The organism is Yoonia sp. (assembly GCF_046292185.1).
In the GTDB taxonomy this organism is placed as follows: Bacteria; Pseudomonadota; Alphaproteobacteria; order Rhodobacterales; family Rhodobacteraceae; genus Yoonia.
Genome location: NZ_JBKBQY010000085.1, coordinates 1 through 14427, shown reverse-complemented (window position 1 = coordinate 14427; position 14427 = coordinate 1). Strand labels below are relative to the sequence as shown.

Here is a 14427-nt window from a genome sequence, read left to right as displayed (position 1 = left end):
ACAAGGCCCTGACCTGCGCGATCCGCGCCGGCCGGCTGTCAGAAGGGAGGGCCGGATGAGCTTTGATCTGCCCCGGAGGGATGACGATACGGCAGAGGATACGATAAAGCCCGGTCGTGCCTATGGGTTCTTTACCGACACCACTTTGTGCATCGGTTGCAAAGCCTGCGAGGTCGCCTGCAAGGAATGGAACCAACTGCCTGCCGAAGATCAGGGCATGTCAGGCATGAGCTATGACAATACCCGCGACCTTTCGGCGACGACATGGCGGCACGTCGCCTTTGTGGAACAGATGGAAAAGACCAACCCACGCTGGCTGATGATGTCGGACGTGTGCAAGCATTGCGATCCCGCCCCATGTCTGGAAGCCTGTCCCACAGGCGCGATCTTTCGTACGGAGTTCGACAGCGTCGTCGTGCAGCAGGATATCTGCAATGGCTGCGGATACTGTGTGCCCGCCTGCCCCTTTGGCGTGATCGATGTCGACGACGTGGATGGCAAAGCGCATAAATGCACGCTGTGTTATGACCGGCTGAAAGGCGGGCGCGAACCGGCCTGTTCTACGGTTTGTCCCACGGAATCGATCCAGTTCGGCCCGCTGGACGACCTGATCGAAAGGGCGCATGACCGGACCCGTGATTTGCACGCGCGCGGGCAAACGGATGCCTATCTTTACGGCGCGCCCGACAGCCCCGGTGCCACGGGCGGCATCGAAAAGCACAATGCCTTTTTCCTGCTGCTGGACCGCCCCGAAATCTACAACCTGCCCGCCGCCCCGACAAAACCCTCCCGGCGGATAGGTCCCGCGTTCGGCGCGGGTCTTGCGGCCTTTACCGGCCTCGCGGTCGCCGCAGCCGCCCTGATTGGAGGGAAGAGGCAATGAACCAGCACAGCCCCCGCGCACAGACCAGATGGAAGGGCGAGACCTATTATGATCAGCCTGCGCTGAAATACCCGCACTGGGACTGGAAGGTCAGCGGCTATATCGCGGTCGCCGGCACGGCGGGGGCTGCGCAGGCGCTTGTCACCGCTGCGTCATTGCGTGATGCGCAGCTTTTGCGCCCGGCCCGGCGCGGCGCGCGGCTGATAGCCTTGATGGGCACTGCGGCGGGCGCTGCGATGCTGATTGCCGACCTGAAAACGCCGCAACGTTTTTACAACATGCTGCGCATCCTGCGCCCGACGTCGCCGATGTCATTCGGGACCTATATCTTTGGCGGCTTCGGCGCGACGAGCCTGATGTCCACGGTGAACGACCTGCCCGCGACGACGCGTCAGCGTCCGCTGCGGCTGATCGGCAAGGCCGGACAGATCGGTTCCGCCCTCAGCGGCGCAGGGATCGCCACCTATACCGCCGCATTGCTGTCCGCCACGTCCAATCCCTATTGGGCGGCAGCGCCCCGCGCTCTTGGCGTGAATTTCGCTGGCGGTGCAGCGGCGATGGGGGCGGCAGCACTTGCCCTTTGGGAACGGTTTGGCGGGCGCGACGATACCGCCCGAGGGTTTGAAAAGGTTGCGGCGGCAGCCACGCTGACCCATCTGGGCGCGCGCATTGCCGCCGACAAACGCCTGAAAGAGACAGGTGTCACTGACACAATCGCGGATACAGCGCCCCAGCGACGGCTGAACGCCGAAACTTGGCTTGCCGCCGGGGCGCTTCCGCTATTGGGTTATGCTGCTGGTGCTGTCGTCAGCGGGCGGCGTGGGCGCGGCGCCGCCATCGCCGGGTCCTGCGCGGTGCTTGTCGGCGGGATGATGATGCGCCACGGCATGCTGGAGGTCGGCAAAGCGGCAACAGAACGACCGGAGGCTGGCTTTGCCCTTGCACAGCCATCCGGCGAGGGGAGGAAGGACAATGGAAGCTGAGCTTTATCGCATGGCCGATGACGCGATTGCCGCGCTACGGCGGGCCATGGACCGGGGCGGAAACATCGGTCATCAACAGATGCTTGAAACGGTCGCCCCCGTCATCGACCTGCGTAACCGCATGCTGGATGCCTATCGCCAAGGGGGCCTGTCACGCGATCTGCTTGACCGCGCGAATGCGATTGCCAGCCTTGCCTATAGCACAGAATTTCCGATTTCCGGAGTCCATGCCCACAGGATCGATCAGGCCTGCAAGGCATTATCCAACATGATCGAGGTCGCGCGGCGCGAGGAACACAGCGGCTGACCGCACATTCCCGCGCGATTTTCGCAGGGTTCCGGGCTGGCCGCATTTGACCTCAAGCGTCTGCCTTCTGTTCCCGGTGCTGCGCCACGTCGGGCAACCCTTCCCACGAAATGTCATAGCGATCCGGGTCGCGCACGATGAACTGCCGTAGATCCTCCAGCCGGACGGGCCCCGGCAATGGATAGCGCGACGGGATTTCCTGCACCGAATCCTGATACCGCGCGAGCGCGCCGAAATCGCGCGGATAGAGGTCGGGGTCGAAACCCAGAAATGTGCCACGCCTGCCGGCCTTCCCGATCACCTCTCGCCAATCGTCGATCGGCGGCAATCCCACACATTCGACGCCATGCTGGAACAGCGTCAGATAGATGTCTTCATACCTGTCCGATTGGGCAAGATAGCGCAGCACAGCCTCGCGCGATGGTTCCATATTGAACTTCATCCAATAAGGCACGCTGCCGGTGCGCATCGTCCAATAGGGTTCGACCATCAGAAAGGATTCGATGAACAGCCGGTTATGCGGCTTGCCCCGCTTGCGTAGCTGGTCGCGGTAGAAATCGGCGACAAAGGGCGAAAGATGCTCCGGCTCTTCCAGGCGCAACGTGATGATCGGATGGCCCCTTCGCGCGGCGAAATCCTCGATTTCCTTGCGCAAAGGCGGCGCAAAGCCCCATTCCGCCTCTGTATAGGTTTCAGTCGGTGCGGGCGGTTCCCATTTGCGGCGGTGGGAATCGTATTTCTTCAGGTATTCCGCGACCGCCGGCGTGCCTTCGTGAAAATCCTTCTCTGTCGCACCGCCAAGCGCGCCGAACTGGAACACATGGCGGTCGCCAAGCCGGGTGACCGGCCATTTGCGGGTGCAATCCACGATGATGATCGGATCGCCGGGTGACAGAGCGTCGGTCAGGAAATCCTTGTAAGCCTGTGCAAGCTTGATCCATTTAATCCGGAAATAGGTCATCGTATGCAGCATCAGGCGGTCCTGATTTGGGTCGTGCATGTGATGCAGTTGAATATCGGGATTGACCTCCAGCAAACGGCGGCCTGCATCCAGCCCGGAATTCAGTCCTGAAATGGCGTCATCGGGATGCACATCGGCCTGCCGCACCGGCACGAACATCGTCTGGGGCAGCCATGGCATGCCCAGCGCCGCCGCCAGATGGACCAGCGCCCCGTTTGACGATCCGATCATCGCACCGGGATATTTGCGCGCCGGATAAAGCCCCGTGACCCATTCGGCGATCCGGTCACTGCTGACCTTGTGTGTTTTCGCAAGCGCGATACCTTCGCCCAGACCACCGCCGGCATAGATCGCTTCGCGCGCCCATTGCGGCAGGTGGCTGGCCAGTGGCAAAATCCGCTTGACTGGCGTACCGAGCCCCCATCCGGGGAAATCGCGGCCCTGCAGATAGCGCGCGGTCGCACGCAACATGCCCGAGGCGCTGTCGAAATTGGAAATGTAACCGGGTGGCATGCGACGCATGATACTCCTCCTTCTATCTGGTTTTCGCGGCATCGGCCACGTCCCGAATGAACGGCGTGACGAGGCGCGTGATTTCGAGTCCGGCGACCGCGACCATCGTATGCGCGGCCCCCGGCACAACACGCAAAATGCCCTTGGGCAACAGGCGCGTGACCTTCTGCGCCCATGCCATCGTCACAACAGGGTCCTTGGCGCCGCGTATGACCATCGTCGGCACCTGAACCTTGGGTAATTTATCCTCGATCGGATCGGCGAGCATGTTCAGCGCTGTGCGCACGGCCCGCCACGGCCCGGTTTGCAGCCGGTCAATCGCATCGCCGATGCCGGTCGATGCTTCGCGCCATCCGTTCCAGAAATTCATCGCAATGATCTTTGGCGGACTGCGCCGTGACGGGTCCGGTGTCGGCCCCTGCAGGACCAATGCCATCACGCGATCAGAATGGCGCAGGGCGCATTCCACCGCAATCTGGCAGCCAAGCGAATTGCCGATCAGAACGGCGCTGCCGATCCCGGCTTCCTCCATCCATTCAGCAAGCGCATCGGCAAGATCGGGAATGGTCAGCACCTGACGCGGCTTGTCGCTGCGCCCAAAGCCGGGAAGGTCGGGGGACGCGACAGGGAACTGCGACCCCAGGCGCTGTATCAGCGGGGCCGTCTGGCGGCTGGCCACGACCAACCCATGCACCAACACGACGTTCGGCGCGGCAAACTGATGCGCGGCGCGAGACCAGCGCGAATGCACGCCAAAACCGCGCACCCTGTGCCATCGGTTTTCGACATCATGCTCCGTGGTGTCATCAGTGCCAAAGCCGCCGAACATCACCAGTTCCTGGCGTTTGACTGTTCACGCGATTTTGCCAGATGCCAGCCGGCCGCGAAAAGCCCTGCGGCGACAACACCCAATAACGCCGCATGCGGCACGGCCGGTTTCATATCGGACTTTTCTTGTCGCCAGTTTCCGCTGACGCCCGACCATCCGTGCATCGGTGAAAGAATGTTTCCTTCGGTATGCGGCGCTGGCGTATCGCGCAGATGGTTCTTCTCCACCATCTGCGCCATAAACCGCTCGGTCAGGCGCGGGGCGAGCGTGTGAAGCTTGAAAAGCAGCCGCCCCGAATTCCCGACAAAAGCTTCGCGTGTCGGCTTTTGAGTCAACGACAGGATGGTCGCGGCCACCAGTTCAGCGGGATAGATCGGCTCCATCCCCTTTGCCGCGCGTCCGGTATAATTGCCGGCATGGTGAAACAGCGGCGTGTCGATGGTTGCGGGCAGCACGGTAGAGACGTGAATGTCCTTCTCGTCCATCAGTTCCATCCGCAGACATTCGCCCAGACCTCGGATCGCCTGCTTGCTGGCGACATAGGCGCTCGTATAGGGCTGCCCTACATATGACACCATCGATGCCACATTGATCAGGACACCGTGCCCCTGTTCGCGAAACACCGGCAACGCTGCACGTGCCCCGTAGATATAGCCGAAGAGGTTGGTCTGTATGACATTGTCATAAACCTCTGACGGGACATCCTCAAAACGTCCGAAAGCGCGACGGCCGCATTGTTGACCCAGACGTCAATCCGTCCGAATTTTTCAATGACCTTCTGCGCCAGATCGCGCACCTCGTCTTCCTTTCTGACGTCGATCGGGATGACCATGGCATTGGCACCGGTGTTGCGGCATTCTGTTGCCGCGTGTTCCAAAGCCTCCGCGCGGCGCGCGGCCAGGACGACCGTGGCCCCTTTTTCTGCGAACATGCTCGCGGCGGCCCGCCCGATGCCGCTTGACGCTCCGGTGATGACAACGACGCTGTCGCCGATTGGCTGGGGCATGATAAATCCTCCGATGTGATTGCGTGGCTTAGGGGCAGGAACAAGCGCATCATCCCATTGTTCCAGCGGGCCTTCCGGCAATCACAGCGCAGCAACGCCGTGTCGCAATGGCGCCGCCCCCGGCAACCGGAACCTTCGTATCTGCGCGCGCGTTGGTCCGGCTGAAAGAGAGGTGCACCATGAACCGTGATGAATTCAAAGATTTACAGACCCGCGTTGAAGCCCGCGCCGCCCGCCTGTGGGCCGAGGTGGGCAGCCCCGACGGTGGCCACAGCCGCTTTATCGAACAAGCGCGCGAGCTTGTGGCGCTGGAAGAGGTCGATCCCCCGACCCGCGACCCCGCGGACGCCGGACGACCTGTCGTGGAAGAGGCTGCGATACAGGAAAATCTGGGCGAATTCCCCGGCTTGCGCGATCAGGGCGACGAAAGGACCTACCCCGACGTTGGCGGTGATCCCTATGCCGAGGATGACATCCGGCTTTCGGACGGGGATGCCTCGGACACCGGCGGTATGCTGCCGGATGATGATGCGCCCCGCGATGACCTGCCGGACGTTTCGGTTGCCGATGCGGATATGACGGAAAGTTCGCTTGATGCCAACGACGACCCGCCGAGTGACGACCTGAACGATGATGGCATCGCCGATCCGCGGGACCTCGACGGCGATCCTCGTGGCAAGGATGGCCCCGGCGATATTCCGGTCGATCCGGACAATGGCGACAGCGTGCCTGTCCCGAAAGGGTATGATGACGAGGATGACACGGACAAACCGGCCTGAGCCGCGCAACAAAGCTGTCGCCGTTCTGCTGCGCGTACACACCGCTTTCAGGATCGGATCAATACGCGGATTTTCTGGAACATATGTTGGCGCCCCCTGTTTGAGGGGTTGTGAAACTGCCCCTGAACGTGGGGCAGGCCGCTAAACTCAAATCTGGAGGTTCAGAAATGAAACGACTGATCACAACAACCGCGCTTGCGCTTATCATGGCCGGTCCCGCCGCCGCTCAGACCACGCAAGGGCAGCAAGACACGCCCGCAGGACAAACAGCCGGCGGCGCCGGGATGGATCGGGCACAGACAGGTGCCATGCAGCAAGGCGATCTTCTTGCCAGTGAACTGCTTGGTTCGCCGATCTATGTGCCCGGACAAGGGCAGCAGCAGGATCAGCAAGGCCAGGCAGGTCAGCAGGATGAGGCAGGGCAGCAGGACCAGGCAGGGCAGCAGGACCAGCAGGTTCAACCTGGGCAACGCCAAAGCCGCTGGGGACAGCAGATGGATGCCGGCCAGCTTCAGGCGATGGAAAACATCGGCACGGTCAACGACCTTTTGCTTGACGAGCAAGGCAACATTCAGGCCGTGCTGGTCGACGTAGGTGAAGCGACCGGGACAGAGAGCCGCCAGATCGCCATCGGACTGGAGCAACTGCACTTCATCCCTGACCCGGCTGATCCTAACCTGATCTATCTGGTGTCCACGGGCGGAAGCGACATGATTGAAAATGCGCCCGAATTCGACACGATGCCGCAGCAGGACCGCGGCATGCAACAGGACGGCATGCAACAAGACGGCATGCAGCAGGACGGAATGCAGCAGGAGGGTATGCAGCAGGACGGCATGCAGCAGCCAGCACAAGACGGCACACAGCAAGTGGGCCAGGATGGTATGCAGCAGCAGGACGACTGGCGCGGTGGCCGCCAAGGCCTTGCTGCACCCGATGTCCAGCGTGAAGGGTATCAGCAAACGCAAGCGAACGAGATCTCAGCCGATGAATTGCTGAATGCCAACCTCTATGACGTGAATGACGACAATGTCGGCAATGTCTCTGATGTGGTGCTGGGTCCGGACGGTGAAGCGCAGTATATCGTTGCGGATGTCGGTGGTTTCCTCGGGATCGGTGCACATACCGTGGCGCTGGGCTTTGACGAAATCTCGATCATGCGCGACGACGGCATGACGGACCTGCGTCTGTATGTTGACGTGAACGAAGAAAGTCTGCGCGCCATGCCGGAACACACCGCCAATAACTAAGGCGCAAGCAGCACGCGGCGCTCGGCGGCCTTCGCCCTGTCCCCTATGGGTGTCCCCCCGGGTAGCCAACGCGCCGCGAATGCCGGGCAGTTTTCCGACTGCCCGGCATTTTTACATATTGCGTACACCGATCCGCCTTTGCCTCGAACGAAAAATATGCCTGGGCGCCGGAACTTACAGCTGGTTTCGCGGTTATACGCTCGTGGTGCCGCTGGCATTCCCTTGATACTGATTTCGCAGCGGAATAGTCCCCACCAAACGGGCGAGCGCCGGGCAAAGAGCGAGGACTTACTTGCATATCGCGATTGTAGGATTTGGCCCCAGAGGCTTGGCCGCCGCCGAATGCGTCTTGGCAAGGACTCCCGATCTCAGGATCGAAATCTTCGATCCCTGCGCTGTGCCGGCTGCCGGTCCGAATTTCATGCCCGACGAACCGGATGAATGTCTGCTGAACCTGCCCCTGCGGGCGGTCGATCTGCCACCGCCCGCAGGGGCTGCGGGCACTTCTTTTCATGATTTCGTCGCACACGACCTGGGCAGATCACCGGATCCTGATCTTTACCCGCCGCGCAACATGCTGGGGCGCTATCTTTCGGCACGGCTTCACCGTCTCAGGCAACGCCACCCCGATGCGATGACACATCATGCGGGGCTGGTCACCGATGCGTGGCGCGACGGCCAAGGCTGGTGGCTGATGCTGGCGGATGCGCCGATCGGACCATTCGACGCGCTGCTGCTTGCGCCCGGCCAGCCGCTATCGCGCGCCGACGATCAACTGGCGCTCTGGCAGAATTTCGCGGTCAATCAAGGATTCGAGGTGACACCCGCCTATCCGGGCCGCACCCTGACTGCCGCTGCGACACGCTGGGCGGGCAAGACCATCGCGATCCGCGGCCTTGGCCTGTCGACATGCGACGTGGTCGCGATGTTGAGCATCGGGCTTGGCGGCAAACTCGTTGACGGGCGGTATGAACGGGCGGGCCAGGAGCCGCGCTTGATCGTGCCATTCTCACGCGACGGCCTGCCACCCATGCCCAAACCGGCCCTGAAAACAGAGTTGCGCTATGCCCTCCGCCCGCGCGAACACGCCCGCCTAGTTGCGACGATCCGTGACGCGATTGGCGGCGGCCCGGTGCAGGCCCGTCAGACGATTGCGGCAGCGCTGGCACCGCCCGCCACGCGCATCAGCGGGCAGGATGCGGACGCATGGCTCGCAACCGAGGTCGATCCGGAGGCAGATCATCCCGCAAAGGACCCTGTCGCCTTTCTGCAGGACGCGATTGCGATGGCAGAGGGGCGCATGGCCCCTTCGGTCGAATACGCCACCGGGCAGATATGGAAGGCGTTGCAATCTGATCTGCGGGTGATTTTCCACGAAACAGACGGCGATCCTGACACGCGGGCGGCAATTATCAATATCGATCAGGGGCTGAAACGGGTCACCTATGGCCCGCCACTGGTCTCGGCGCGATTGCTGCTGGCCTTGGTCCGGGCCGGGTTGGTCCGGCTTGGCCTTGCCGATGCGCCGGATATCGCGTTGACCGATCAGGGATGGGTGCTGGATGCGGATGTAACGGCACAGGTCATGATCGACGCTGTCCTGCCTGCGCCAAAACTGTCGCAGCTTGACGACCCGCTGATCCGGTCGCTTTTGCGCAAGGGGCATCTGCGCGCGGATCCGGCAACAGACGGCATTCTTCTGGGGCGCGGCGGAAGCGCCGGTCAGGACCTGCATGTGCTGGGACGGTTGGGCGAAGGGTCCAGCATCGCCACGGATTCGATCCATGATTGTTTCGGCATCACGACGCGCGCATGGGCAGAAGATATCAGTGCTGCTGCGCGACAAAACGCCGCTCAGGGTCGCGCCCATGCGTAGGGCGGGACAAAGACCGCATTTCTTGTGGCGCATCGTCCAACTGGGTGCTGCGGTTCTGATCGCGTTTGCGGTCGGGATCACCGTGTTGAACATGCTGCCCGACCGGCGCGAACTGCGTGCGTCCGTCGCACCTGTCATGGCCACATCCAGCCCCGACTTCATTCGCACGATCACCGGATTGTTCGGGTCGCGCCTTGAACAGGGAAACCGGATCGACATCCTGCAAAACGGGGACGAGATTTTTCCCGCCATGCTGGATGCTATCGCCGGGGCACAGGATTCGATCAATTTTGAAACTTATATCTATTGGTCAGGTCAGATCGCCGAAGAATTTGCCGATGCGCTGATCGCGCGGGCGCAGGACGGGGTCGAAGTGCGTGTGCTGATGGACTGGGTCGGCTCGACCCGCATGGACCCTGAACTGGTGCAAAGAATGGAGACTGCAGGCGTGCATGTCGTGCGCTTTCGTCCCTTGCGCTGGTACACACTGGACAGGATAAACAACCGCACCCATCGCAAGTTGCTGGTGGTCGACGGTCGCATCGCCTTTACCGGCGGCGTCGGGATCGGCGATGAATGGATGGGCGATGCGCGCCACCCCGATGAATGGCGCGAAACCCATTACCGCGTGACCGGCCCTGTGGTGGCTGCGGTGCAAGGTGGATTTGTGTCGAATTGGGTGGAAGATACCGGCGAATTGCTGCAAGGTGATCTGTTTTTCCCGCAACTGGAAGAAACCGGCGATATCGCCGCGCAATTCGTGGCCAGCTTTACCGGCAGCCGCAATGACATGCATATGAAACTGATGGCGGTCATCGCCTCGGCAGAAAACCATATCCGTATCACAACGCCCTATTTCGTGCCCGATGATGTCGCGATTGCCCAATTGGTGCAGGCGCGCGCGCGCGGCGTTACGGTGGATATCATCGTGCCGGGCGAGCATATGAGCAAGGACGCCGTGCGCCGCGCCTCGCGGTATTTCTGGGGCGATCTTCTGAAGGCCGGGGTCAATATCTACGAATTTCAGCCGACTTTCCTGCACGCCAAACTGCTGATCGTGGATGATGCCTTCGTCTCGATCGGGTCGACCAATTTCGATGAACGGTCTTTCCGGCTGAACGACGAGGCCAATCTGAATATCTTCGACACGCCCTTTGCCGAGGCGAAAACAGATATCTTTGCGCAGGATCTGGCACGCTCGCGGCAGATCACGTTGGCGGAATGGCAAAACCGCCCGCTGTTGCAACGCAGTTCTGACTGGGCATGGAGCTGGTTTCGCGCGCAATTCTGATCTGCGCGGCGCAATGCCGCAGGGCTGATCCGTGCAGGGAAAGCGACGGTTTTATATCCGGGCTTTCCATTGGTGACGCGTTGCATGCACACTGTAGCCAAAGCAATCAGAGGTGCCCCCATGTCCGACAAACCCGTCCTGTTGATCCCCCGCAAACTCGCCGCCGACGTTCTGGACCGTGCGCGCGCGACCTATAATGTTATCCTGAACGACGACGACCACGTCTTTGACCGCGACGAACTGATCGCCGCCTGCCAGAATGCCGATGCCGTCCTGCCGTGCCATTCCGAACATTTCAACGCCGATGTCATTGCCGCCCTGCCCGACCGGCTGAAGATCATCGCCAATCATTCAGTCGGCGTCGACCACGTCGATCTGGCCGCGGCCAAGGCCCGGGGCATCGTTGTCACCAACACCCCGGATGTCCTGTCGGACGCCACCGCAGAAATTGCGATCCTGTGCATGCTGGGCGCGGCACGGCGCGGGTCCGAAGGCGACAGGATGGTACGCGAAGGGCGCTGGAATTTCTGGTCCCCCGCTTTCATGGTGGGCCGTCAGGTAACCGGGCGCCGGTTTGGCGTGCTAGGCATGGGTCGCGTCGGGCAGGTCACCGCCGACCGCGCGCGCGGTTTCGGGATGGAGGTGCATTATCACAACCGCAGCCGCCTGAGCCCGGACAAGGAAAAGGGTGCGATTTTCCATGACAGTGTCGAAAGCCTGCTGACCGTGTCCGATGTCCTGTCGCTGCATTGCCCGACGACGCCCGACACTATCGGCCTGATCAATGCGCGCACGCTGGACATGCTGCCGGACCGGGCGATCCTGGTGAATACCGCGCGGGGGGCCTTGGTGGATGAGGATGCATTGGTCGCGGCATTGCAAAGCGGGCGACTTTTTGCCGCAGGTCTGGATGTGTTCCGCACGGAACCCGGCGGTAACCCCGAACTGGCCAAATTGGATAATGTTTTCATGCTGCCGCATATCGGCTCCGCGACCTTTGAAACCCGCGATGCAATGGGATTCCGTGCGCTTGATAATCTGGATGCGTTCTTTGATGGGGGCACGCCGGGCGACCGGCTGGTCTGACTGCAAAAGCAACAAAACATCTTTGAGTTGCGGATATTTGGCCAATTATTTCGCCTGTTAGCGCAAACGCCGCGCCAGCCCCAGCTTGAGTGCTTGCTTTTAGCGGATTGGTGAGTATTTTTTACCACATCGGGGTCTCTGGAGCCCGACAATATTCTGGGAGGATACAATGAAAACCAAATCGACCCCAAAGCACGCGTCCAAGCTGTCGCGTCGTTCGTTCCTGAGCAAGGGTGCCCTGGGAGGAGGCGTTGCCGCCGGTGCAGCGCTGGCAGCCCCTGCCGTTCTGGCGCAAGCGCCGATCCAGATGCGGATGCAGACATCCTGGCCCGCCGCCAATATCTGGCAGCAATTCGCACAGAACTATGCCGACCGTGTCGAGACCATGTCAGGTGGTCGCATCTCTGTGGACGTGCTGCCCGCCGGCGCCATCGTCGGCGCGTTTCAGGTGATGGACGGTTGCAGCGACGGCATTCTGGACGCCGCGCATTCGGTGCCGCCCTATTGGTACGGCAAATCCAAGGCCTCGTCCCTGTTCGGCACCGGCCCTGTTTATGGCGGTGACGCGATCAACCTGCTGGCATGGTTCAACGAAGGTGGCGGCGATGAATTGTACCGCGAACTGACGCAGGACATTCTGGGCCTGAATGTTGTGGGTCGTCTGGGTTATCCGATGCCGTTGCAGCCATTCGGCTGGTTCAAGGGCGAAGTGAACACGCTGGCCGACATGCAGGGTTTCCGGTATCGCACCGTCGGTCTGGCCGCCGATCTGCTGCAGAAAATGGGGATGAGCATTGCCCAGCTTCCCGGCGGCGAAATCGTGCCCGCGATGGAACGCGGCGTGATCGATGCGTTCGAATTCAACAACCCGACATCTGACCGCCAGTTCGGTGCGCAGGACGTTGCCAAGAATTACTATCTTGGGTCCTACCATCAGGCGTCAGAGACGATCGAATATATTTTCAACAAGGATTTCCTTGATGATCTTGACGATGACCTGCGCGCCATCGTGATGCATTCGGTCGAAGCGGCAACATTGAAGAACATCGGCTTTGCGCTCGATTCCTATTCAGCCGACCTGCAGGGTCTGGTCGACGAAGAAGGCGTGATCCTGCACCAGACATCGGACGAAATCCTTGACGCGCAGCTTGCGGCATGGACCGAACTGGAAGCAGAGCTGATGGAAGAAGATCCGTTCATGAAGAAAGTCCTCGACAGCCAGCGCGAATGGAACGAGCGGACGGCCTATTACCAGATCATGAACAACGGTAAAGCCAGCCAGGCACGCGCATTCGAGCATGTCTTCCCCGGTCGTCTGACCCAAGGCTAACTTCACCAGGGCCAGAAACAACCCGGCGGCTTTCGGCCGCCGGGTTTGTTCAGCCAGATAGGTTTCACATGATCAGCTACATTAAATTCGCCGATGCGCTGTCCGGGTGGTTTGGCAAAATGTTTGCTTGGCTCATCATCCTGATGACCGCCGGCACCTGCTACGAAGTGTTCATGCGCTATGTGATGAACCGCCCGACGCCTTGGGCGCTGGATGTCTCATTCATCATGTATGGCACGCTGTTCATGATGGGCGGGGCATATACGCTGTCTGTCGGCGGGCATGTGCGGGGCGATTTTCTGTACCGGCTGTGGAAACCGCGCACACAGGCGTGGCTGGACCTCGTTCTTTATATCATCTTTTTCTTTCCCGGCGTCACCGCGCTGATCTTTGCTGGCTATAAATATGCCGCCGCGTCCTGGCGCTATGGCGAGGTTTCCGTCAACAGCCCGGCAGGCATTCCGATCTATCAGTTCAAGGCAGTCATCGTCGCGGCGGGTATCTTGTTGTTCATTCAGGGGATTGCGCAGGTGATGCGCTGCATCATCGCGATCCGGAACAATGAATGGGTCGATGCCGATGACGACGTGATGGAAACCGAAGAATTGCTGATCAAACAGGCATCAAAGTCACAAAAGGACGCCCAAGAATGACCGACCCCCAAGTCGCACTGTCCATGCTGGGCATCTTTATTTTGCTGGTATTTCTGGGCTTTCCGATTGCATTCACGCTGATGGCGATGGGCATCGGTTTCGGATATTACGCCTTTTACGACGAAGGCCGCATGTGGCGCGCCTTTAACCGCTTGGGCGAAGAGGCAGGCAGCTGGGAATCGATATCCCTATGGTTTCAGGGCTTTTTCAACAACCGCATATTCGATCTGTTCGTGAACCAGACCTTCACGGTCATGTCGAACGAGGTGCTGACCGCGATCCCGCTGTTCCTGTTCATGGGCTATATCGTTGAACGGGCCAACATAGTGGACCGCCTTTTCACCACGCTGAACATCGCCGCCAAGGGGATGCCGGGGTCGATGGGGATCGCCGCGCTGATCACCTGCGCCCTGTTCGCCACCGCCACCGGGATCGTCGGCGCCGTCGTCACGCTGATGGGAATGCTGGCGCTGCCCGCCATGCTCAAGGCGCGGTATGATACCAGCTTTGCTGCCGGGATCATCTGTGCGGGCGGGACATTGGGCATCCTGATCCCGCCTTCGATCATGCTGATCGTCTATGCGGCGTCGTCCGGGGTGTCGATTGTCCGGCTTTACGCAGCCGCCCTTTACCCCAGCCTTGTGCTGGTCGGGCTTTATCTGACCTACATCATCGTCCGG

The 14427-nt window shown here is 60.8% G+C and carries 15 protein-coding genes; 11 read left to right on the top strand and 4 right to left on the bottom strand.

The genetic code is table 11. The features are described 5' to 3' along the window. Window positions 1-55 precede the first annotated feature (55 nt). The 3 genes from ACK4TM_RS13920 to ACK4TM_RS13910 are packed head-to-tail and all read left to right on the top strand — an operon-like array spanning window position 56 to window position 2173. Complete coding sequence (locus tag ACK4TM_RS13920) at window positions 56-883, top strand: 4Fe-4S dicluster domain-containing protein (protein WP_409702277.1); 828 nt, start codon at window positions 56-58, stop codon at window positions 881-883. Then, on the top strand, window positions 880-1866 hold the full coding sequence (gene nrfD / locus ACK4TM_RS13915; protein WP_409702275.1) for an NrfD/PsrC family molybdoenzyme membrane anchor subunit: 987 nt from the start codon (window positions 880-882) through the stop codon (window positions 1864-1866). Before ACK4TM_RS13920 ends, nrfD begins: the two co-directional genes overlap by 4 nt. Beyond that, entirely contained in the window at window positions 1856-2173 is a 318-nt protein-coding gene (locus ACK4TM_RS13910) for a hypothetical protein (protein ID WP_409702273.1), read from the top strand. Before nrfD ends, ACK4TM_RS13910 begins: the two co-directional genes overlap by 11 nt. A gap of 52 nt (window positions 2174-2225) precedes the next feature. Here the strand turns inward: ACK4TM_RS13910 and ACK4TM_RS13905 are convergent, their stop codons facing one another. The 4 genes from ACK4TM_RS13905 to ACK4TM_RS13890 are packed head-to-tail and all read right to left on the bottom strand — an operon-like array spanning window position 2226 to window position 5482. Continuing rightward, on the bottom strand, window positions 2226-3656 hold the full coding sequence (locus ACK4TM_RS13905; protein ID WP_409702271.1) for a hypothetical protein: 1431 nt from the start codon (window positions 3654-3656) through the stop codon (window positions 2226-2228). A gap of 13 nt (window positions 3657-3669) precedes the next feature. Beyond that, a complete protein-coding gene (locus ACK4TM_RS13900; protein ID WP_409702269.1) occupies window positions 3670-4476 on the bottom strand; it encodes an alpha/beta fold hydrolase in 807 nt (268 codons plus the stop codon). Continuing rightward, entirely contained in the window at window positions 4476-5150 is a 675-nt protein-coding gene (locus ACK4TM_RS13895; RefSeq protein ID WP_409702279.1) for an SDR family NAD(P)-dependent oxidoreductase, read from the bottom strand. The genes ACK4TM_RS13900 and ACK4TM_RS13895 overlap by 1 nt, the downstream gene beginning before the upstream one ends. Next, window positions 5069-5482, bottom strand: a complete 414-nt coding sequence (locus tag ACK4TM_RS13890; protein ID WP_409702267.1) for an SDR family NAD(P)-dependent oxidoreductase — start codon at window positions 5480-5482, stop codon at window positions 5069-5071. The genes ACK4TM_RS13895 and ACK4TM_RS13890 overlap by 82 nt, the downstream gene beginning before the upstream one ends. Before the next feature lie 179 nt (window positions 5483-5661). On the opposite strand from ACK4TM_RS13890, the gene ACK4TM_RS13885 reads away from it, so the two are divergent. The 8 genes from ACK4TM_RS13885 to ACK4TM_RS13850 form a co-directional block, all read left to right on the top strand. Next, window positions 5662-6261 (top strand): hypothetical protein, encoded by a 600-nt coding sequence (locus ACK4TM_RS13885; RefSeq protein WP_409702265.1) that lies wholly within the window; start codon window positions 5662-5664, stop codon window positions 6259-6261. Window positions 6262-6569: 308 nt separating this feature from the next. Then, window positions 6570-7511, top strand: coding sequence for a PRC-barrel domain-containing protein (locus ACK4TM_RS13880; RefSeq protein WP_409702263.1), 942 nt, complete (start codon window positions 6570-6572; stop codon window positions 7509-7511). Between the two features lie 292 nt (window positions 7512-7803). Continuing rightward, entirely contained in the window at window positions 7804-9387 is a 1584-nt protein-coding gene (locus ACK4TM_RS13875) for an FAD/NAD(P)-binding protein (RefSeq protein WP_409702261.1), read from the top strand. Between the two features lie 22 nt (window positions 9388-9409). Beyond that, window positions 9410-10678 carry a cardiolipin synthase gene (cls, locus tag ACK4TM_RS13870; RefSeq protein ID WP_409702259.1) on the top strand — a complete coding sequence of 423 codons (1269 nt, stop codon included), beginning with the start codon at window positions 9410-9412 and terminating at the stop codon, window positions 10676-10678. A 120-nt stretch (window positions 10679-10798) separates the two neighbouring features. Then, window positions 10799-11764, top strand: coding sequence for a 2-hydroxyacid dehydrogenase (locus ACK4TM_RS13865; RefSeq protein WP_409702257.1), 966 nt, complete (start codon window positions 10799-10801; stop codon window positions 11762-11764). Window positions 11765-11933: 169 nt separating this feature from the next. Next, on the top strand, window positions 11934-13094 hold the full coding sequence (locus ACK4TM_RS13860; RefSeq protein WP_409702255.1) for a TRAP transporter substrate-binding protein: 1161 nt from the start codon (window positions 11934-11936) through the stop codon (window positions 13092-13094). 68 nt (window positions 13095-13162) lie between these two features. Beyond that, window positions 13163-13747 (top strand): TRAP transporter small permease subunit, encoded by a 585-nt coding sequence (locus ACK4TM_RS13855; RefSeq protein WP_409702253.1) that lies wholly within the window; start codon window positions 13163-13165, stop codon window positions 13745-13747. Beyond that, the coding region (locus tag ACK4TM_RS13850) for a TRAP transporter large permease subunit (RefSeq protein WP_409702251.1) at window positions 13744-14427 on the top strand (684 nt) is incomplete at its 3' end. The genes ACK4TM_RS13855 and ACK4TM_RS13850, both read left to right, overlap by 4 nt.

Bases quoted from the DNA above. Each gene is read 5' to 3' on its own strand.
- ACK4TM_RS13920 (WP_409702277.1), top strand. From the start codon at position 56: ATGAGCTTTGATCTGCCCCGGAGGGATGACGATACGGCAGAGGATACG.
- ACK4TM_RS13855 (WP_409702253.1), top strand. From the start codon at position 13,163: ATGATCAGCTACATTAAATTCGCCGATGCGCTGTCCGGGTGGTTTGGC.
- ACK4TM_RS13885 (WP_409702265.1), top strand. From the start codon at position 5,662: ATGAACCGTGATGAATTCAAAGATTTACAGACCCGCGTTGAAGCCCGC.
- ACK4TM_RS13880 (WP_409702263.1), top strand. From the start codon at position 6,570: ATGCAGCAAGGCGATCTTCTTGCCAGTGAACTGCTTGGTTCGCCGATC.
- ACK4TM_RS13905 (WP_409702271.1), bottom strand. From the start codon at position 3,656: ATGCGTCGCATGCCACCCGGTTACATTTCCAATTTCGACAGCGCCTCG.
- ACK4TM_RS13860 (WP_409702255.1), top strand. From the start codon at position 11,934: ATGAAAACCAAATCGACCCCAAAGCACGCGTCCAAGCTGTCGCGTCGT.
- ACK4TM_RS13910 (WP_409702273.1), top strand. From the start codon at position 1,856: ATGGAAGCTGAGCTTTATCGCATGGCCGATGACGCGATTGCCGCGCTA.
- ACK4TM_RS13865 (WP_409702257.1), top strand. From the start codon at position 10,799: ATGTCCGACAAACCCGTCCTGTTGATCCCCCGCAAACTCGCCGCCGAC.
- ACK4TM_RS13900 (WP_409702269.1), bottom strand. From the start codon at position 4,476: ATGTTCGGCGGCTTTGGCACTGATGACACCACGGAGCATGATGTCGAA.
- ACK4TM_RS13890 (WP_409702267.1), bottom strand. From the start codon at position 5,482: ATGCCCCAGCCAATCGGCGACAGCGTCGTTGTCATCACCGGAGCGTCA.
- nrfD (WP_409702275.1), top strand. From the start codon at position 880: ATGAACCAGCACAGCCCCCGCGCACAGACCAGATGGAAGGGCGAGACC.